At 69.1% G+C, this 18,749-nt stretch carries 14 protein-coding genes and 1 pseudogene; 10 read left to right on the top strand and 5 right to left on the bottom strand.

What is annotated here, in order from left to right:
• Positions 1-19: 19 nt before the first annotated feature.
• Both MJ605_RS14610 and MJ605_RS14605 read right to left on the bottom strand, forming a co-directional pair.
• Positions 20-919 carry a substrate-binding domain-containing protein gene (locus MJ605_RS14610; protein WP_243042278.1) on the bottom strand — a complete coding sequence of 300 codons (900 nt, stop codon included), beginning with the start codon at positions 917-919 and terminating at the stop codon, positions 20-22.
• Positions 916-1,773 carry an amidohydrolase family protein gene (locus MJ605_RS14605; protein ID WP_243042277.1) on the bottom strand — a complete coding sequence of 286 codons (858 nt, stop codon included), beginning with the start codon at positions 1,771-1,773 and terminating at the stop codon, positions 916-918. Before MJ605_RS14605 ends, MJ605_RS14610 begins: the two co-directional genes overlap by 4 nt.
• 255 nt (positions 1,774-2,028) lie before the next feature.
• On the opposite strand from MJ605_RS14605, the gene MJ605_RS14600 reads away from it, so the two are divergent.
• Together MJ605_RS14600 and MJ605_RS14595 are read left to right on the top strand one after the other, a co-directional pair.
• Positions 2,029-3,252 carry a LysR family transcriptional regulator gene (locus tag MJ605_RS14600; protein WP_243042276.1) on the top strand — a complete coding sequence of 408 codons (1,224 nt, stop codon included), beginning with the start codon at positions 2,029-2,031 and terminating at the stop codon, positions 3,250-3,252.
• A gap of 132 nt (positions 3,253-3,384) precedes the next feature.
• A pseudogene (locus tag MJ605_RS14595) lies at positions 3,385-3,945 on the top strand (alpha/beta hydrolase); the annotation flags it as partial.
• A gap of 52 nt (positions 3,946-3,997) precedes the next feature.
• Here MJ605_RS14595 and MJ605_RS14590 read toward each other — a convergent pair.
• Positions 3,998-4,606: a TetR/AcrR family transcriptional regulator gene (locus MJ605_RS14590; protein ID WP_243042275.1), complete on the bottom strand. Its 609-nt coding sequence runs from the start codon at positions 4,604-4,606 to the stop codon at positions 3,998-4,000.
• A gap of 156 nt (positions 4,607-4,762) precedes the next feature.
• Between MJ605_RS14590 and MJ605_RS14585 the strand changes: the two genes are divergently transcribed.
• Genes MJ605_RS14585 through MJ605_RS14575 form a run of 3 tightly spaced genes read left to right on the top strand, consistent with a single transcriptional unit; the run spans position 4,763 to position 10,523 of the window.
• A complete protein-coding gene (locus tag MJ605_RS14585; protein ID WP_243042274.1) occupies positions 4,763-5,896 on the top strand; it encodes an efflux RND transporter periplasmic adaptor subunit in 1,134 nt (377 codons plus the stop codon).
• Positions 5,893-9,063: an efflux RND transporter permease subunit gene (locus tag MJ605_RS14580; protein ID WP_243042273.1), complete on the top strand. Its 3,171-nt coding sequence runs from the start codon at positions 5,893-5,895 to the stop codon at positions 9,061-9,063. Before MJ605_RS14585 ends, MJ605_RS14580 begins: the two co-directional genes overlap by 4 nt.
• On the top strand, positions 9,060-10,523 hold the full coding sequence (locus MJ605_RS14575) for an efflux transporter outer membrane subunit (RefSeq protein WP_243042272.1): 1,464 nt from the start codon (positions 9,060-9,062) through the stop codon (positions 10,521-10,523). Before MJ605_RS14580 ends, MJ605_RS14575 begins: the two co-directional genes overlap by 4 nt.
• Positions 10,524-10,570: 47 nt before the next feature.
• Here MJ605_RS14575 and MJ605_RS14570 read toward each other — a convergent pair whose 3' ends face one another.
• Positions 10,571-11,155 (bottom strand): cytochrome b, encoded by a 585-nt coding sequence (locus MJ605_RS14570; RefSeq protein WP_243042271.1) that lies wholly within the window; start codon positions 11,153-11,155, stop codon positions 10,571-10,573.
• The gene (locus MJ605_RS14565; RefSeq protein ID WP_243042270.1) at positions 11,152-12,228 is read right to left on the bottom strand and encodes a catalase family peroxidase; all 1,077 of its coding nucleotides are present in this window, start codon (positions 12,226-12,228) and stop codon (positions 11,152-11,154) included. Before MJ605_RS14565 ends, MJ605_RS14570 begins: the two co-directional genes overlap by 4 nt.
• 235 nt (positions 12,229-12,463) lie before the next feature.
• On the opposite strand from MJ605_RS14565, the gene MJ605_RS14560 reads away from it, so the two are divergent.
• The 5 genes from MJ605_RS14560 to MJ605_RS14540 all read left to right on the top strand — a co-directional run bounded on the left by MJ605_RS14560 (position 12,464) and on the right by MJ605_RS14540 (position 18,739).
• Entirely contained in the window at positions 12,464-13,168 is a 705-nt protein-coding gene (locus MJ605_RS14560; protein ID WP_243042269.1) for a TonB family protein, read from the top strand.
• A 7-nt stretch (positions 13,169-13,175) separates the two neighbouring features.
• On the top strand, positions 13,176-13,721 hold the full coding sequence (locus MJ605_RS14555) for an RNA polymerase sigma factor (protein ID WP_243042268.1): 546 nt from the start codon (positions 13,176-13,178) through the stop codon (positions 13,719-13,721).
• A 5-nt stretch (positions 13,722-13,726) separates the two neighbouring features.
• Positions 13,727-14,716 (top strand): FecR family protein, encoded by a 990-nt coding sequence (locus MJ605_RS14550; RefSeq protein ID WP_243042267.1) that lies wholly within the window; start codon positions 13,727-13,729, stop codon positions 14,714-14,716.
• A 548-nt stretch (positions 14,717-15,264) separates the two neighbouring features.
• Entirely contained in the window at positions 15,265-16,875 is a 1,611-nt protein-coding gene (locus tag MJ605_RS14545) for a ShlB/FhaC/HecB family hemolysin secretion/activation protein (RefSeq protein ID WP_243042266.1), read from the top strand.
• A gap of 58 nt (positions 16,876-16,933) precedes the next feature.
• Positions 16,934-18,739, top strand: coding sequence for a DUF2341 domain-containing protein (locus MJ605_RS14540; RefSeq protein WP_243042265.1), 1,806 nt, complete (start codon positions 16,934-16,936; stop codon positions 18,737-18,739).
• The last annotated feature ends 10 nt before the right edge of the window (positions 18,740-18,749 follow it).

The following is an 18,749-nucleotide window of genomic DNA, read 5'->3' as shown; positions in this document are numbered from 1 at the left end:
AGCGGCACGATAGGCAGTGTCAGGGCGTCTCGCCTTCCAGCAGTGCATGGGCGGGACCCAGCACCTCGTCGAGGCTAAGCTTGCGCGGCAACAGCGCCTGTTCCAAGCAGGCATCGATGATCCATGCCAGCGGGCCGCTCAAGGCGTCAAGGCCGGACAAGGTCTTGCGTGGGCCGGCCGTCGCCGCGGCCTGTTGCCTCTCGGCCTGCGACAGCAGCCCATAGGCGGCGCGCACGGCAGCCGGCTCGCGTCGGCAGGTCTCGGCGCTGGCGGCCACCACATGGTTGATGGGCACGAAGCCGTGCTGCTGCGCCCAGGCCAGGTCCTTGGCGCTGGCATGGTCGATCACGGGCACGTAGTCATCGCCCGGTGGCAGGTCGTTGCCGAAGATCGCCGCATCGATGTCGCCATCGTGCAGCATCGCCAGCAGGCCCTTGCCATGTGCCGGGTGTTCGACGAACGGCGGATCCCGATACTGCTCCACATGGGCCGGGTCGTGGGTCACCCAATGGATGTCGGGCGTGGCCAGTCCGTAGTCTTCCACCAGGTGGGCACGTACCCACATGCCGGTGGTCTGCGTGTAGGATCGCACGCCGACGCGCTTGCCGCGCAGCTGTTCGGGCCTGACCTCGCCATGCGGGCGATACGAGACCAGGCAGCCGCGCTGGTAGCGCGAAGCCACCACCACCGGCAGCAGCACGACCGGCCGCTCGAAGGCGATCGCCTGCAGGGCAGTGACGATGGCCAGCTCGGAGATATCGAACGCCGCCTCGCGCACCATCGGCGCAAAGGCCTTGTGGATGGGTTCGACCTCGGTGAAATCGAGCGCCACCCGGTCGCTGCGGAGCGTGCCGTCCTTCAGCGGTGCCGTCATGGCCGTGGTCTTGAGCACGGCGCGCAGGTGCACCGGCTGGCTCATGCCGCCACTCCCGCCAGTGCCGGGTAGATGCGCGCCACGGTGCCGCCGAAGATCATCGCCTGCTGCTCCGCGGGCAGGCTCGACAGCACCTCGCGCGCCGTCGCCGCCAGCTCCTGGAGCGAGCCTTCGGCCGCGGGGAAGTTGGAGCCCCAGGCGATGCGCTCGGCACCGAACGTGTTCACCAGCTTTTCGAGGAAATCCCTCGGATGGGATCGCCCCTGGGCGGCGGCGGCCAATGTGCGGTTGGTCAGCTTCAGGTGCACGCCCTGGAACTGGGCCATGTCGAACAACGCCTGCGCGGCCTTGTAGGGCGTGCCATCGTCCAGGTCCGGGCGGGCGCAATGGTCCAGCAGCACACGCACCCTGGGGAAATGCTCCAGCAAGGTGCGCAGCGTCGGCAGGCCCTGCATGGTCATTTGCAGGCAGACCGGAATGTCCTTCTTTTCGGCATGGGCCCACGCCGGATAGGAATCCTTGTGGCCGAGCCAGTCCGACTGGCCTGGCATGGTGGTGCCGGTGGTGAACAGGCGGAACCCGTGCAGGCCCTGCGCCTCCCAATGATCGATCCGCTCCACCGCATCCGGCGACAGCGCATCGATGGAATACACGCCGACCAGCCGCTCCGGGTACGCGCGCACCGTATCGACCACATAGCGGTTGTCGTGTCCGTACACGGTCGATGCCTGCACCACCACGGCCTTCGCGATGCCGGCGGCGTCCAGCGCCTTGATGACGCCTTGCGCATCGACCGGACGCTTCTGCGACCACTCGGACTGATGGCCGCCGATCGGGTTCTTCGGGTACGTGGCCGTATCGGATGCGATGGCGTGAAGGTGGGAGTCGACGAGGTTCATGTGATCGGTGGGTCCACGGTGCCTGGGTATGTTTTCTTGCATTGCAACAATCGCCAAGGAGGAAAGGTCGTGAAACGGAGGGATTCCCATGCTGCGGTGCGCAAGCGAAAGATGCCGTCCCGACTTTCGAGTTTGGTATCGACTGTCACGGGAGCCTTCGCCCCCTTGCAGTTCGGTGACGGAATGTCAGCGAAATCGCGCGTGTTGCCAAATTCGTTTTACTATCAGGCTATAAGTAAATACTATTGATTGTGCATGGACCCGATTTATGCGTTGAACCTCCGCCATTTGGACGCGCTGAGCGTCATCGCCCGCGCCGGCGGCATGAGCGCGGCCGCCGAGCAGATCGGCCTTTCGCAGCCGGCGCTGGCCCAGGCCGTCGGCAAGCTCGAACGCAACCTCGGCATCCGCCTGTTCGAGCGGCAAGCCGCCGGCATGCGCCCGACCGATGGCGGACGCGCCTGGATCATTCGCATCGAGCGCGCATTGCGCTATCTCACCCACGGCATGCGACTGGTGCGCCGCTCGGCGCGCCTTGCACCGATGGACCATATCGAGCGCCGCGTCAGCATGGTGCAGCTGCGCGCCCTGGTGGCGGTCGTTCACTGTGGCAGCTATGCCGCGGCCGCCGAGCAGATCGCGCTATCGCAGCCGGCGGTCTATCGTGCCGTGCGCGAGCTGCAGGATGCCCTGGGCGCGCAATTGCTGGTGCGTGCCGGGCGAGCCGTGCGGCCCACCGACCTGGCCAGCCGTTTCGTGCGCTTCGTCCGCCTGATGCTTGCCGAACTGCGCACGGGAATGGACGAAATCGCCGCCAACGAGCACGGTGGCGGCCGCATCAGCATCGGTACGCTGCCGATGGCGCGCGCCGTGTTCCTGCCCGACCTGCTGGCGCGATTCGCGTACGAGCACCCCGGCGCGTCGGTGGAAGTGCGCGAGGCGCCTTATGGCGAGTTGCTGGTGGCGCTGCGCCATGGCGACATCGACCTGCTGATCGGCGGCGCCATGCGCGAGCCGGCACCCGCCAATGACGTGGAGCAGGAAAGCCTGTTCGATGATGAACTCTTCATCGTGGGCAACAGCGCGCATCCGCTGCGACGCAGGAAGCGCGTCACCATCCAGGACCTGCTTGCCTATCCCTGGGCCGTGCCCGCGCTGGGTGTGCCGATGCGACACAACTGGGAAACCCTGTTCCGCTCCCATGGCGTCGAGCCGCCCACGCCGCGCATCGAATGCGGTTCGGTGCTGGTCACGCGCGGGCTCATGCTCAAGGGCGAATGGCTGACCCTGATGTCGCTGGACCAGTTCCTGTTCGAGCGGCAGGCTGGCGCCTTGGCCGAGATACCCATCGAGGGCGGCGTCCTCCGCCGGCGCATCGCCATGATCCGGCGCAGCGACTGGCGCCCGACACCCATGCAGGAACGGTTTGCCGTGCTGGCGCGCGAGATGAGTGCCGAACGCATGCGCACGCCCCCATGAGCTGGGCCAACCCCACGCCTTTCGATCCTCCTCGGGTTCATGCCGCTTCGACGGAACGGCGCGCCGCGCGAAACGGGCCGATGCTTGGGTCGCAATGACGGCCAGGGCGGTGCGGTGACACCTTGGTGGCCAATGCATGATGGTCTCGCGAAAGATCATGCACGGGCCGCCAGCATCGTGCAGGGAGACGGCGGCACGTGTCTCCAGAAATCCGCGAATGCGGCCGCTTTGATAGGCGGCAAGCCGATCGCCGGCATCAGGAACGTATCGCAGCCCACGATGACGATTTACGGTCCCCAGGGACAGAACACCGGTACCGCGGTCGTGGTGTTTCCCGGCGGGGGCTTCGAGATGCTGGTCATGGATCTCGAAGGCACGGAGGTCTGCGATTGGCTGACCTCCAAGGGCATCACCTGCGTCCTGTTGAAATATCGAGTCCCGAGCGAGCCTTATGACTGGCGATGCGATTGCCGTCCCCACAATTTTCAGCTGTCACTGCAGGCGTTGCAGGACGCGCAACGGGCGCTGAGGCTGGTGCGCTCCCACGCCGCGGCATGGCACGTCGATTCCCGCAAGGTCGGCGTGCTTGGGTTCTCCGCGGGCGGTTACCTGGTGGCGGAAGCAAGCACCAACTTCAATCGTCGCCTGTATGCGCCGGTGGATGCGGCGGACGGGGAAAGCGACCGCCCCGACTTGCCGCCGATGCGCCGCATCCGGGCCGCATCCTGCGCGCAGGGCGTGGCGGTCAGGTGAAGAAGGTGCGGGTGAACACAGCGCTCAGCACCTGCTGCGCCGCTTCGTCGGACAGTTCGCCGCGCATCGATTCGTTGAAGAAGCGTACGCCATCGATCAGCGCCATGGTGCTGAAGGCCAGGTCGCGGGCGGGAGCGGGCAGGGTGGTGCCCATCAGTCCGCAGAATTTCTCGATGAAGTAGGCGATCACGTCGCGCTTTTCCAGCAGCAGCGTGTTCAGCCGGGTTCGGAAGCGCGCGTCGCGCAGGGCCTGCAGGCGCGCCTCGGCCCACAGCACGAAGCTGGTCTCGCCGCAGTAGGCCTGCACGTAGAACTGCGCGAGCTGTTTCTGCATGTCCTCGATCGACAGGCCCGCGTCCAGGATGTCCTGCAAGCCCTGCTGGATGTCCGCGTGGTCGCGCTTGAGCAGCTCGATGAACAGGTCGTTCTTGCTCTTGAAGTTGGAATAGAACGCGCCGCGGGTATAGCCCGCATGGGCGGCGATGTCCTCCACGCTGCTGGCCGCCAGCCCTTTCTTGGCGATGACGAGCGCGCCCGCCTCCAGCAGGCGCTGGCGGGTCTGGTCGCGGCTTTCTTCCCGGGTCAGTCGCTTGCGTGCCATGGGCCGATGGTAGCACGTGCCCAAAGTCATGTATCTGCATGCACTTGTGAATTCTAATCCATAGTTGTATCTGTATTCGTAATTGAATCCGAGGTGGCGGCCAGCCGGGCCTTGCCGCCGTATTCCCCCCCAGGCATCCCCATGCAGGAGTGGTTCGTGACCCATCGTGATGTTCTTCCGCCGCCCGGCTTCGCGGCACAGCCCGTCTGGCTGGTCGGCGCCCTGGCGGCGCTGCTGCTGCTTTCGGCCTGTGGCAGGCAGGCGCCGGCCGACGAGGCGGCGCGGCCGGTGATCGCCATGCCCGCGCCGCTCGCCGATGGCGCGGCGCAGGAGCCATATCCCGGCGAGGTGCATGCCCGCTACGAAATGCCGTTGTCCTTCCGCGTCGGTGGTCAGCTGGTGGCGCGGCAGGCGCGTCTGGGTGACGTGGTGAAGCAGGGACAGGTGCTGGCGCAACTGGACGACGCCGATGCCAGCCGTTCGCTCGCCGCCGCCCAGGCCGCGCTGGAGGCGGCGGAGCATCGCCTGGTATTCGCCATCCAGCAGCGCGACCGTGATGAGGCGCAGGCGAAGCAGAACCTGATCAGCCAGCTGCAGCTGGAGCAGACCCGTGACGCCTATGCCTCGGCGCTGGCCTCGCGCGACCAGGCCCGGCAGCAACTGGCGCTGGCCCGGAACCAGCGGCGCTATACCACGCTGGTGGCGGATCGCGACGGCAGCATCACCAGCGAGCAGGCCGAGGTGGGACAGGTGCTGGCCGCGGGCCAGGCGGTGTTCGGCTTCGCCTGGTCGGGCGAGCGCGACGTGTTCATCGACGTGCCCGAGGATCGCCTTGCCGGCATCGCGGTGGGGCAGGCGGCGACGGTGAATCTGCTGGCGCTGCCGGGCCACAGCTTCGCCGCGCGCGTGCGCGAGATCGCGCCGGCGGCGGACCCGCAGTCGCGCACTTACCGCATCAAGCTGGGCCTGGACGCGCCCGGGCCGCAGGTGCGGCTCGGCATGACCGCGCGGGTCAGCCTTGCCGTGGACCATCCACGCCAGGCAGTGCGCCTGCCGGCCACGGCGCTGTTCCACCATGGCGAGCAGCCGGCGGTGTGGGTGGTGCGCCCGAACGACGCCACGCTGGAACTGCGGCCGGTCACGGTGCTGCGCTTCGGCGAGCGCGACGTGTTGGTCGGCGAGGGCCTGCACGCGGGCGAGCGCGTGGTGATGCAGGGCGTGCATACCGTGTCAGCCGGTGAGAAGGTCGTGCCGGTCGCGCCGCCGCATGCGGAGGACGCGCCGCTATGAGCGAGGAGGGACGCTTCAATCTTTCCGCCTGGACGCTGCGGCACCAGTCGCTGGTGTTCTTCCTGATGGTGATGGTCACGCTGTTCGGCCTGCTGGCGTACAGCCGTCTGTCGCAGTCGGAGGACCCGCCGTTCACCTTCAAGGTGATGGTGGTGCAGACCTTCTGGCCGGGCGCCGATGCGCGGCAGGTGCAGGAGCAGGTCACCGACCGCATCTCGCGCAAGCTGCAGGAGACGCCGTCGATCGATTTCCTGCGCAGCTATTCGCGCCCGGGCGAGTCGCTGATCTTCTTCAATATCAAGGATTCCGCGCCGGCGGCCAGCGTGCCCGATACCTGGTACCAGGTGCGCAAGAAGGTGGGCGACATTGCCGCGCAGCTGCCGCCGGGCGTGCAGGGGCCGTTCTTCAACGACGAGTTCGGCGACGTCTACACCAACATCTACGCGCTGGAGGGCGACGGCTTCACGCCCGCGCAGCTGCACGACTACGCCGACCAGTTGCGCGACGAGCTGCTGCGCGTGCCCGGCGTGGCCAAGGTGGATTTCCTGGGCGACCAGAACCAGCACATCTACGTGGAGATCCCCAATGCGCGGCTGTCCAAGCTGGGCATCAGCCCGCAGCAGCTGGCGCAGGCGATCAACCAGCAGAACGCGGTGGCCACGGCGGGCGTGCTGACCACGGCGGACGATCGCGTGTTCGTGCGTCCCACCGGCCAGTTCGGCGACGTGGATGCGCTGGCGAACCTGCTGTTGCGCATCAACGGCCAGACCTTCCGCCTCGGCGACATCGCCACGGTGCACAAGGGCTACGACGACCCGCCGAGCCAGCAGATGCGCTTCCTGGCGCAGCCGGTGCTGGGCATCGGCATCACCATGCAGTCCGGCGGCGACGTGATCCACCTGGGCAAGGCGCTGGATGCTTCCGTGGCCACGCTGCAGCGACGCCTGCCGGCGGGATTGAAGCTGTCGGAAGTGACCAGCATGCCGCACGCGGTCGCGCATTCGGTGGACGATTTTCTCGAATCGGTAGCCGAGGCGGTGGCCATCGTGCTGCTGGTGAGCCTGCTGAGCCTGGGCTTCCGCACCGGCATGGTGGTGGTGATCTCCATCCCGTTCGTGCTGGCGGCCACCGCGCTGTGCATGGGGCTGTTCGACATCGGCCTGCACAAGGTCTCGCTGGGCACGCTGGTGCTGGCGTTGGGCCTGCTGGTGGACGATGCGATCATCGCGGTGGAGATGATGTCGGTGAAGCTGGAGCAGGGCTGGAGCCGTGCGCGCGCCGCCGCGTTCGCCTATACCAGCACGGCTTTTCCCATGCTTACCGGCACGCTGGTCACCGTTTCCGGCTTCCTGCCGATCGCGCTGGCCAAGTCGAGCACGGGCGAGTACACCCGCTCGATCTTCGAGGTGTCGGCCATCGCGCTGCTGCTGTCGTGGCTGGCGGCGGTGGTGGTGATCCCGCTGCTGGGCTATCACCTGCTGCCTGAGCACCACCAGCGCGCCAGGCCGGGCGAAGAGTGGTGGGCGCGTCTGCTGCCCGCGCGCTGGAACGCGGCGCGTCGTGCCCGGGCCGCGGCCATCGTGCACCACGAGGGCGACATCGAGATCTACGACACCGCGTTCTACCGCCGCTTCCGTGGCTGGCTGGACGCCTGTCTGCGGCACCGCTTCCTGGTGCTGGGCGGCACGGTGGCGCTGTTCGTGGTGGCGCTGGCCGGCTTCGGCCTGGTGCCCAAGCAGTTCTTCCCCAGCTCCGACCGGCCCGAGCTGATGGTGGACCTGCGCCTGCCGGAAGGCGCCTCGTTCGACGCCACGCTGGCCCAGGTGAAGCGCTTCGAGGCAGCCATCAAGGACCGCCCGGAGATCGCCAGCTACGTCAGCTTCGTCGGCGCCGGTGCGCCGCGCTTCTACCTGCCGCTGGACCAGCAGCTGGCCCAGCCCAACTTCGCGCAGTTCGTCATCACCGCCAAGGACGTGGAACGGCGCGAGCAGCTGGCGCGCTACCTGGACGGCCTGCTGCCGCGCGACTTCGCCGCCGTGCGCACGCGCGTGAGCCGGCTGGAGAACGGCCCGCCGGTAGGCTTTCCGGTGCAGTTCCGCGTGCAGGGCGACGACATCGCCACCGTGCGCCGCATCGCCGAGCAGGTGGCCGGCGTGATGCGCGCCGATCCGCAGACGCGCAACGTGCAGTTCGATTGGGACGAGCCGGCCGAACGCTCGGTGCGCTTCGAGATCGACCAGGACAAGGCGCGCCGGCTCGGCATCACCTCGCAGGACGTGGCCGGCTTCCTCGCCATGACGCTGTCGGGCAGCACGGTCACGCAGTATCGCGAGCGCGACAAGCTGATCGCGGTGGACCTGCGCGCGCCCAAGGCCGACCGCGTCCATCCCGACCAGATCGAGCGGCTGGCCCTGCCCACGCCGAACGGCATCGCGATCCCGCTGTCGCAGCTCGGCCGCGTCAGCTACGGGCTGGAATACGGCGTGATCTGGGAGCGCGACCGCCAACCGACCCTCACTGTGCAGGCCGATACGCGCCATGGCGCGCAGGGCCTGGACGTGACCAATGCCATCGACGCCAAACTCGGCGAGATTCGCCGCCACCTGCCGGTGGGCTATCGGGTAGAGGTCGGCGGCTCGGTGGAGCAGAACCAGAAGGCGCAGGGCTCGATCAACGAGCAGATGCCGTTGATGGCGATCGCCGTGCTCACCCTGCTGATGATCCAACTGCAGAGCATCGGCCGCACCTTCATGGTGGTGCTCACCGCGCCGCTGGGGCTGATCGGCGTGATCGGCTCGCTGCTGCTGTTCCACCAGCCGTTCGGCTTCGTGGCGATGCTGGGCACCATCGCGATGTTCGGCATCATCATGCGCAACTCGGTGATCCTGGTGGACCAAATCGAGCAGGACATCCGTGCCGGCCATCCGCGCTGGGAGGCCATCGTCGGCGCCACCGTGCGCCGCTTCCGCCCGATCACGCTGACCGCGGCGGCGGCGGTACTGGCGCTGATCCCGCTGTTGCGCAGCAACTTCTTCGGGCCGATGGCCACCGCGCTGATGGGCGGCATCACCGTGGCCACCGTGCTCACCCTGTTCTATCTGCCGGCGCTGTATGCCGCCTGGTTCCGCGTGCGGGCCGACGAGCCGGCGCGGGAGGTTGCCCCATGAAGGCCGTGACACCGTTTCGCTGGACCCTGCTGGCAGGCGCGCTGGCCTTGGCCGGATGTTCCTTCGCGCCTTCGGCCCGGCCGCCGGCGCCGCCCTCGCCATTGTCGTATGCCGTGACGCCCACGCCGGAGGCGAGCGCTGAAGCGGATGGCGTGGCGCAGCGCTTCGTGGCGGGTGTGCCGGCGGTGCCCGAGTGGTGGCGCCAATACGGGTCGGCCACGCTGGATGCCTGGGTGGACGAAGGGCTGCGCCACAACCCGTCGCTGGATGCCACGCGGCACACGCTGGACGCGGTGCGCCAGCAGTTCCGCGCCCAGGCGGGGTCCACCCGGTTGCCCTCGGTGGATGCCAGCACGCTGACCGAGCGGCAGCGCGCGCTGACCCTGCCGGATTTCGGTCCGCCCACCAGCCTCTACGATGTCTACGCGGGCGAGTTGAGCCTGAGCTACACCTTCGACCTGTTCGGCGCGACCCGCAATACGGTGAAGCAGGCCGCCTCGCAGGTGGACCAGCAGGCCTTCCAGCTCGATGGCGCGCGTCGTGCGCTGGCGGCGAACATCGTGATCGCCGCCGTCAATGCCTCCTCGCTGGCCGAGCAGGTCGCCGCGACCGAACGGCTGGCCGCGCTCGCGCGCGAGCAGGCGACGCTGGCCGAGGCTTCGTATCGCCTGGGTGCGGCGTCGCGCGACGACATGCTGGGCGCGCAGCAGGCCGCCTCGACGCTGGAAGCCTCGCTGCCGCCGCTGCGCACGCAGGCCGAGCGCGCGCGCCATGCCCTGGCGGTGTACCTGGGGCGCACGCCGGACCAGGCGCCCGAGGCACTGCCGCTGGCGCAACTGCACCTGCCGGCAGCGGTGCCGGTCAGCGTGCCGTCGGAGCTGTTGCGGCAACGCCCGGACGTGCGGGCCGCTGAGGCTGCCGTGCGCGGGGCCGCCGCCGAGGTGGGCGTGGCCACCGCCCACCTGTTCCCGCAGCTTTCGCTGTCGGCATCGCTGGGCACGGGCGCCTTCAGGTCGGCGGACCTGTTCACCGGGGCGGGGCAGATCTGGAGCGGCGGGTTGTCGTTGACGCAGCCGCTGTTCCACGGCGGCGCGCTGCGCGCCGAGCGCAAGGCGGCGATCGCCCGCTACGACGCCAGCCTGTCGCAATACCGGCAGACCGTGCTCAACGCCTTCCAGAACGTGGCCGACTCGCTGGTCGCCCTGCAGCAGGATGCGCTGGCGCTGCAGGCCGCGCAGGCCGCGGCCAACGCGGCGCGGCAGTCCGATGCCGATGTGCAGGCGCGCCATCGGTTGGGCGCGGTGTCCTATCCCTCCACGCTGGCCAGCGAGCAGCGCTGGCAGAACGCCAGGCTGACCGATATCCAGGCACAGGCGGCGCGCCTGGTGGATACGGCGGCGCTGTACCAGGCGATGGGCACGGCGCCGGAAGGGGCGGATCGCGGCGAAGCCTCGCGCTGACGCATGCCCCGCCGGCCCGCGAAGGCGGGCGACGGGGCGATGGACGTCTATTCCTGCGCGGGCTCGTCCGCCGCCGGCGCGGTGGCGGAAACCTGGGGCCGCACGCCTACCGTCATGCTGGGCAGCACTTCGTCGCGGCGGATCAGGCCGTGATAGAGCGCCGCCGCCATATGGCCCAGGATGGTGAGGAACAGCAGGTAGGCGAGGTAGCGGTGCGCCTCGCGCAGCCAGGCGAAGGCCAGCCCGTTGGCCGGCAGGATCGGCGGCAGGTGCAGCGCGCTGCCCAGCATCACCGGGTAGCCGCCGGCCGACAGCATGGCCCAGCCGATCAGCGGCATCGCCAGCATCAGGCCATACAGCAGCCAGTGCGATGCATGGGCGAGGAAGCGCATCGGGAAAGGCATGTCCCGCGGCAGCGCGGGCGGGCGGAAGCGCAGCCGCACGACCAGGCGGATCACCACCAGCACCAGCAAGGTGATGCCCAGCGGCCGGTGCAGGGCCAGCAACCACTGGTGCTTCTCCGACACGGTGGACACCATGCCGACGCCGACGAACAGCATCGCCAGGATCAGCACCGCCATCAGCCAGTGCAGCAGGCGAGCGAGGGGATGGAAAGCGGCGGGCTTGCTCATCGCTTGTCCTCCGGATGGGCCGTGCCGGGCAGGTGGGCTTCCTCGCCGGTACGGCGCAGGTAAGAGTCGGCGTACGCGGCCGAGCGCGCGGCCAGCAGCGGATCGTCGGAAACCTCGATGCCGTCCGGCAGCACGGTCGGGTCGTAGTTGATATCGCGGCACGGGCCGCTGTCCTGCGGTTGCGCGCGCTCGATCACCAGCGTGCCGGCGTCGACGGTGGCGCGGTCCGCCGGCCATGTCTTGGTGGCGTCGTTGGTCGGATCGCCCGGTCCGGCCAGCGTCACCATCAGGTGCCAGCGCTGCGGGCCCTGGGCCAGGCGGCGCTGCAGGTCGCCGGCCAGGTAGTCGCCGTCGCCGGCGGCCGGGCCGGTGCCGGCGTCGTCCCTGGCTTCGGGCACGACCTGCCAGCGCACGGCATGGCGCTGGCCCTGGGCGTCGACGAAGTAGAACGCATTCAAGCCGCTATAGCTTTCCGTCACGTAGCTGGCGGAAGGCTTGGCCGTCTTCACCCAGGCGAGGAACGGGCCGCTTTCCGGATGCGCGGCGAAAAATGCCGCCATGCGCTTGGGATCCGGCTTGCCGGTGGCCAGGTCGGGGCGGCCGGCTTCCACCTGTTCGTAGAAGGCCTGGGGCGTGGCCACCAGGAATACCGGCATGCTGTTCATGCCCGTACGCCACTGCTGGCCGTTGGCGAGGTTGAAGCGCAGCGCGAAGCTGCGGATCGGCACGCTGCTGTCCGGCGCATAGGGGTTGCCGCCGGGCAGGGCGAAGCGGCCCACCACCGGCGTGCGTACCTGCCCGAACACGGCCGAGCGCGAATACGGGGCGGCGGCGCCGCTGCCCTCGAAGTAGCCGGCCACGCACACGCCCTTGGCATGGTTGCGCCGGTAGCCGGGGTACACCCCGCTATCCTGCTGCAGGCCGTCGATGATGCGCCGGGGCGTGAGCCGGTCCGGCGCGAGCCATCCGCCGGCATAGCCGAAGGCGGCGGCCAGCACGATCACCGCCGCCGCGATGATGGCCCATCGCCACCACGGATGGGGTGGGGCGGACGAACGGGAGGGATCTGGCATGGGACGCTCCTTGCAGGGATTGAATACCTGGCTTCGTCCGGGATCACCCGAAGGTTACGCCAGTGTCCGCCGCTGGCCGTGAAGCCGCCGTCCCGGTAGTCTCGGAGCGGGCCGGCGCCGGGCGCCCCCGCCGGGGATGTTATGGAACTGACATAAGCCGCCGATAGCATCCCTGGGGTTGCAGGAGGGGCGGCGTTCGGCGCAAGGACCATTTTTCCGGTCTCTGGAAGTTGTCATGTCGCACGCCAGATGGGTGCTGGGAATAGCGGGTTGGCTCTGCTGGGGAACAAGCCATGCGGTGGGATTGCAAGCGACGGCCGGCATGGCGGCGGATGAGGCGCGCGAGCGCATCCACTTCGACATCGAGCCACAACCCTTGAGTACGGCCGTGAAAGCGTTCAGTGACGCCACCGGCCAGGCCCTGCTGGTCGACGAGCGGTTGCTCACGGGGCGGCTGTCGCCGGGAGCCCGGGGCGATTTCACCGCCGAGTCCGCCTTGCGCCGCCTGCTGGCCGGCACCGGATTGCGGGAGCACTACACCAACGACAAGGCCTTTACCCTGGTGCCGGTCGAACCGGCATCGGCGGCGGATGGCGAGCCGGACGCGGAGCCGGCGGCGGAGGCGCCGCTCGACGAAGCCTATGGCTATGCGCTGCAGTCGGCGGTGGAGGTGGCGCTGTGCCGGTCGGCCTCGACCCGGCCCGGCGACTATCGCCTGGCGCTGCAGGTATGGGTGGATCCGCAGGGCGAGGTCGAACAGACCCGGCTGTTGGGCAGCACGGGGCAGCCCGCGCGGGACGAGGCCATCGAGTCCGCGCTCAAGCGCGTCCAACTGGAACCGCCGCCGGCCGCGCTCGGCCAGCCGTTGACCCTGCTGCTGCTGCCTGCCGGTTCCTCGCGCGCCGCGCGATGCCAGCCGGCCGCCGCGACGCATCGCTGAGGGCGCCATGGAACCGTCCTCGCTATCGTTGCTGGCCCTGTTCATCGAATGGCAGCCGGAGCTGCGCAAGCGGCTGCGCCGGCGCCTGGGTTCCGACGAACTGGTCAATGACGTGTTGCAGGAAACCTACCTGCGGGTCGAGCGCATGGGCGAGGCCACCGCCGTCTCGCACAACCCGGCAGGTTACCTGTTCCGCATGGCGCTGAACGTGGCGGCGGACCAGCGGCAGGCGGAGGCGCGCTACCTCAGCGGCGAGGAGGTGCAGGACCTGCTGCACTTCGCCGACGACGCGCTGGACCCCGCCCGCGTGGTGCACGCGCGCATCGAGGTGGCCGCGCTGGAGCGCGCGATGGAGGAGCTGACCGCGCGCCAGCGGGCCATCCTGATCGCGGCCCGGGTCGAGGACCTGCCGCAGCAGGAGATCGCCGACCGGTTCCGCATTTCGGTGCGCATGGTCGGCAAGGAGCTCAAGCGCGCGCTCGAGCATTGTGGCGCACGTCTCGATCGGCGCGTGGTCCAGCGGTTCGGTCCCGGGGCCGGAAAAGAGTCTTGAAGAGTATGAGTTCGCGTCTTTCCACGACAGGCCACGATTCCGCGCTGCACCGCGAGGCGCGCGAGTGGCTGCTGCTGCTCACTTCCGGCCGTGCCACCACGGTCGATGCGCAGGATTTCCGGCGCTGGTGCGCGCAGAGCCTGGCGCATGCCCAGGCCTTCGCCGAAACCCGCCTGCTATGGGACAACCTGGGCGCCGCCGCGCGCAACTTGGCACGCCGCGAGCCGCTGGCGCCGTCCGGCACGGGCGGGCGTGCCCCGCGCGGCATGAGCCGGCGCGCCTTCCTCGGCGGCGCCGTGGCCGCCTCGGCGGCCCTGCTGGTGGCGGCGCGCTCGCCGCTGCAGTGGTGGCCCAGCCTGCCGGACGTGCTGGCCGACTACCACACCGCCACCGGCGAGCAGCGTCAGGTGCAGCTGGGGGGCGGCGTGGTGGTGGAGATGAACACGCAGACCGCCATGAACGTGCGCATGCTGCACGGCCAGCCGATGGGTATCGAGCTGCTTACCGGCGAAATCCAGTTGCGGACGCCGGGCGGGCTGGCCGGCAGCTTCGTGGTGCAGGCCCTGCAGGGACGCATCAGCGCCCCGGCCGGCGCGCAGTGCAATGTGCGCTGCCTCGACGGCAAGGTCGAGGTGACCGGCCTGGATGGCCGCGTGCGTCTGGAATACCTGGGGCGCAGCGAATCGCTCGGCCGCGCCGAGCAGGCGGGCTACGGCAGCCTCGGCCTGGAAGCGGCGACGCCCGCCGACACCGAGGCCGCCATCGCCTGGCGCCGCCGGGTGCTGATGTTCGACGACCAGCCCCTGGCCGACGTCGTGGCGGAGATCAATCGCTACCGGCCCGGTCGCATCATCCTCACCAACGACGCGCTGGCGGCCCGCAAGGTGCGGGCGCGCTTCTCGCTCAACCAGCTCGGCGACGTGGCGACGCTGATCCACGAGGCCTTCGGTGCCCAGGTGCGCACGCTGCCGGGCGGCATCGTGCTGGTGAGCTGAGCCTTCCCTTTCCTTGCGGGCTTGCCGTGCTCCACCGGAGCGCAGGCGGCCGCATCGTCTCTCCCGGCATGACCCGGCGCATGACGTTTCCGTGTCAGTGGCGCCGCAAATACGCTGAAACAGTCACTGACATGAATTTTTCGTGACTTGGTTCAGTCCTCGTCTGCGACCTCGGTCTATCTGGGCAAGGACGACATTCAGGGCTGGGATGCCCATCTTTCTTCGCCGGGGCATGCGCCCCGGCGATCGTTCCGGCATGAGGGAAGGGCGGGCCGCCGGCTCCGCCCTGGGGATGGTGTTGGCGTGATGGGACATATCGCGATGCGGCCGTCTGGATGGCCGTGGCCTGTGCTGGCCGTGAGCGGGGCGGATGCCCGGGATGCGGGAAGGCATCCCGGGGTGCCTTCCGTGCGTCGGCTTGCGGCGGGCGCGCAAGAAGCCGCGAATCGGACACCTGGCTGTCGTCTTTCGGTTAGGACCGTGGACGTAGCCTCTTTCATCTCGTCCGTGCAGGGCGCCAGGCACATGGCCAGGGGGCGGGGGAACGTATGAGCAGCCGCAAGGGACATGCGTGGATGGGAAGGACGCTGCGGCCGCTGTCCATGGCCTGCGTGCTGGCGCTCGCCAGCGCCGGCGTCCATGCACAGCAGGCCGCCGAGGCGAGCGGCCAGCCGCCGGCCCGCTTCGACGTCAACGAATACCTGGTGCGCGGCAACCACCTGCTGGACGCGGTGGAGGTCGAGAGCGCGGTAGAGCCTTACCTCGGCCCCGGGCGCAGCCTGGACGACGTGCACGCGGCGCGCGACGCGCTGCAGAAGGTCTACCAGGCCAAGGGCTACCAGTCGGTGGTGGTGGAAGTGCCGCCGCAGCAGGTGAAGAACGGCGTGCTGCTGCTGCAGGTGACGGAGAACAGCATCGGCCGCGTGCGCGTGGAGGGCGCCAAGTACCACTCGCCGGAAGCGATCCGCGAGGCGGTGCCATCGCTGGCCGAGGGCAGCGTGCCCAATTTCACCGCGGCGCAGGCGGAGCTGGCCCAGGTCAACCGCCAGCCGGGCCAGCAGGTGATGCCGGTGCTCAAGCCGGGCACCCTGCCACAGACCATGGACGTGACGCTGAAGGTCGAGGACAGCTATCCGCTGCACGCCAGCGTGGAGGTCAACAACGACCACAGCGCGGACACGCCCGAACTGCGCACCGTCGCCAACGTCCGCTACGACAACCTGTGGCAGGCCGGCCATACGATCTCCGCCAGCTACATCGTGGCGCCGCAGGACCGCCATGCGGCCGAGGTCTATGCGCTGTCCTACCTGGCGCCGCTCAACAGCGACTGGAGCCTGCTCGGCTCCGGCTACAAGTCCAACAGCAACGCGAACACGCTGGGCGGCACCACCGTGCTCGGCAAGGGCAACTCGTTCAGCCTGGAGGCCACGCGCCTGCTGCCCACGCTGGGCGCCTACGGCCAGTCGCTGTCGTTCGCCATCAACCGCAAGCATTTCGACCAGAACATCACGCTGGGCGAGCAGACCTCCAGCGTGCCCATCACGTACTACCCGCTGACCGTGTCCTACACCGGGCAGCGCGCGGGCGACAAGTCGAGCCTGCTGTTCACGCTCGCCGGCAATTTCGGCGTCAGCGGCGCCGGCAGCACGCGCGTCGAGTTCGACAACCTGCGCTACAAGGCCAAGGACAACTTCGTCTACCTGCATTCGGACCTCAACTACTCGCACGCCCTGGGCGGCGGTTTCTCGCTGGCGCTGCGCGGCAGCGCGCAGCTGTCGGATTCGCCGCTGATCTCCAGCGAGCAGTTCGCCGCGGGCGGCGAGACCAGTGTGCGCGGCTACCTGGCGGCCGAGGAGACCGGCGACAACGGCGCGGTGGCCTCGGCCGAGCTGCGCAGCCCGTCGCTGGCCGATGCCATCGGCGGCTTCCTGGACGACTGGCGCTTCCACTGGTTCGTCGATGGCTCGCGCGTGCTGCTGATCGATCCGCTGCCCGAGCAGCGCAGCCGCTTCAACCTGCTCAGCACGGGCGTGGGCACGCGCTTCAGCTTGTTCCGGATGGTGAACGGACAGATCGAGTTCGCCTATCCGCTGAAGGACGGCGCGCGTACCCGCGCGCATGACGGCCAGGTGCTTTTCAGTCTCAAGGCCAGCCTGTGAGGGCACGGCCATGACCCGCTCATCAAATGGATTCCTGTCGGATAGGGGTGGAACTACCATGCGTTACCTGATCTTTGCGTGCCTGCTGTGCCTGTCGTGGCTAGCGCGTCCGGCCGTCGCGGCGGACGTCGCCTGGTGGAACGACGACTGGTCCTTCCGCAAGCCCATCACCATCGATACCGGCAGCAAGGGCGCGGGCATGGCGCCGGCGGCCGGCCGCGTGCCGCTGCTGGTGCGCCTGCATTCGGGCAACTTCCAGTTCGACGGCGTGGCCAAGAACGGCGCGGACCTGCGCTTCATCGCGGCCGACGGCAAGACGCCGATGAACTACGAGGTGGAGAGCTTCGACCCGGTGATGGGCGTCGGCCAGATCTGGGTGGACGCCAGCGACCTGCCCACGAACGGGCAGCAGACCATCTATATGTACTACGGCAACGCCAAGGCGCCGGCGCAGAGCAGCGGCGCGGCGAGCTTCGATGCCGACTACGCCCTGGTCTACCACTTCGACGACGCGGCCGGCGGCCTGCCCAAGGATGCCACCGCCTACGCCAACAACGCGCAGAAGGGCGCCGTGCGCTCCGTCGACGGCGGCATCGTCGGCCACGCGGCGCGCTTCGACGGCACCACGATGCTGGAACTGCCGGCCAGCACCTCGCTCAACGTGGCCGCGGGCGGCGGCTTCACCTTCAGCGCGTGGATCAAGCTCGACGCGCTGCCCGCCACGCCCACCGCCCTGTACGCGCGCCGCCAGGATGGACGCGCGCTGCTGATCGGCCTGGCCGGCGGCGCCCCGTTCGTGGAGATCGGCGGCGAGCAGCCGCAGCGCAGTGCCGCCGGCGAGCCGCTCAAGGCGGGCCAGTGGACCCACCTGGCGGTGACCGGCGACGCCAGCCGCGTACGCCTGTTCGTGGATGGCCGTCCCTACGCCGAGGTGGCGGCGCCGATGCCGGCCTTCAGCACCGTCGCCACCGTCGGCGGCGAGGCGCCAGCCGCCGATGGACAGGGCCCGGAGCTGGCCAACTTCCTGGGCGAGATGGACGAACTGCGCCTGTCGCGCGTGGCGCGCCCCGCCGCGCTGATCGCCATGGACGCCGCCTCGCAGGGTGCCGAGTCGCGCCTGCTGCAATACGGCGAGGACGAGAAGAAGTCCGGCTTCGGCTTCGGCTACTTCGGCATCATCGTCAAGTCGGTCACCGCCGATGCCTGGGTGGTCATCGCCATCCTCATCGCGATGGGCCTGCTGTCGTGGGTAGTGATGTGGAACAAGGCGCGCTACGTCGGCGCCGTGAGCGCCGCCAACGAGCGCTTCCTCAACCGCTTCCGCGACCTGGGCAGCGACCTGCTGGGCCTGTCCGGCGAGGCGCCGGCCACGCGCGTGGAGCTGCGCGATTCCTCGCTGTACCGCCTGTACGAGACCGGCAAGAAGGAAGTGTGGCGCCGTCGCGACGCGCAGGGCCGCGTGGTGATCGCCACCGAGTCGATCGAGGCCATCCGTGCGGTGATGGATTCCACCCTGGTGCGCGAGAACCAGCAGCTGTCGCGCTCGATGGTGATGCTCACCATCGCCATCTCCGGCGGTCCGTTCCTCGGCCTGCTCGGCACCGTGGTCGGCGTGATGATCACCTTCGCCGCCATTGCCGCGGCGGGCGACGTCAACGTCAACGCCATCGCGCCGGGCATCGCGGCGGCGCTGCTCGCCACCGTGGCTGGCCTGTTCGTCGCCATCCCCGCGCTGTTTGGCTACAACTACCTGCTGACCCGCAACAAGGCGGTGACGGCGAACATGCAGGTGTTCGTCGACGAGTTCGTCACCCGGCTGGCCGAACTGCACCGGGAGGCCGACCAGAACACGGTCGGCGCCTGAGGGGAGCCGC

This window comes from Dyella sedimenti, assembly GCF_022760995.1.
GTDB lineage: Bacteria > Pseudomonadota > Gammaproteobacteria > Xanthomonadales > Rhodanobacteraceae > Dyella > Dyella sedimenti.
The sequence above is the reverse complement of the archived record's forward strand: the minus strand, read 5'-3'. Positions and strand labels throughout refer to the sequence as shown.

What these genes read in the sequence shown, in the direction of transcription:
- MJ605_RS14580 (WP_243042273.1), top strand. Translation starts at nt 5,893, where the DNA reads ATGAGCGAGGAGGGACGCTTCAATCTTTCCGCCTGGACGCTGCGGCAC.
- MJ605_RS14600 (WP_243042276.1), top strand. Translation starts at nt 2,029, where the DNA reads ATGGACCCGATTTATGCGTTGAACCTCCGCCATTTGGACGCGCTGAGC.
- MJ605_RS14575 (WP_243042272.1), top strand. Translation starts at nt 9,060, where the DNA reads ATGAAGGCCGTGACACCGTTTCGCTGGACCCTGCTGGCAGGCGCGCTG.
- MJ605_RS14545 (WP_243042266.1), top strand. Translation starts at nt 15,265, where the DNA reads ATGAGCAGCCGCAAGGGACATGCGTGGATGGGAAGGACGCTGCGGCCG.
- MJ605_RS14550 (WP_243042267.1), top strand. Translation starts at nt 13,727, where the DNA reads ATGAGTTCGCGTCTTTCCACGACAGGCCACGATTCCGCGCTGCACCGC.
- MJ605_RS14570 (WP_243042271.1), bottom strand. Translation starts at nt 11,155, where the DNA reads ATGAGCAAGCCCGCCGCTTTCCATCCCCTCGCTCGCCTGCTGCACTGG.
- MJ605_RS14605 (WP_243042277.1), bottom strand. Translation starts at nt 1,773, where the DNA reads ATGAACCTCGTCGACTCCCACCTTCACGCCATCGCATCCGATACGGCC.
- MJ605_RS14560 (WP_243042269.1), top strand. Translation starts at nt 12,464, where the DNA reads ATGTCGCACGCCAGATGGGTGCTGGGAATAGCGGGTTGGCTCTGCTGG.
- MJ605_RS14610 (WP_243042278.1), bottom strand. Translation starts at nt 919, where the DNA reads ATGAGCCAGCCGGTGCACCTGCGCGCCGTGCTCAAGACCACGGCCATG.
- MJ605_RS14555 (WP_243042268.1), top strand. Translation starts at nt 13,176, where the DNA reads ATGGAACCGTCCTCGCTATCGTTGCTGGCCCTGTTCATCGAATGGCAG.
- MJ605_RS14540 (WP_243042265.1), top strand. Translation starts at nt 16,934, where the DNA reads ATGCGTTACCTGATCTTTGCGTGCCTGCTGTGCCTGTCGTGGCTAGCG.
- MJ605_RS14590 (WP_243042275.1), bottom strand. Translation starts at nt 4,606, where the DNA reads ATGGCACGCAAGCGACTGACCCGGGAAGAAAGCCGCGACCAGACCCGC.
- MJ605_RS14565 (WP_243042270.1), bottom strand. Translation starts at nt 12,228, where the DNA reads ATGCCAGATCCCTCCCGTTCGTCCGCCCCACCCCATCCGTGGTGGCGA.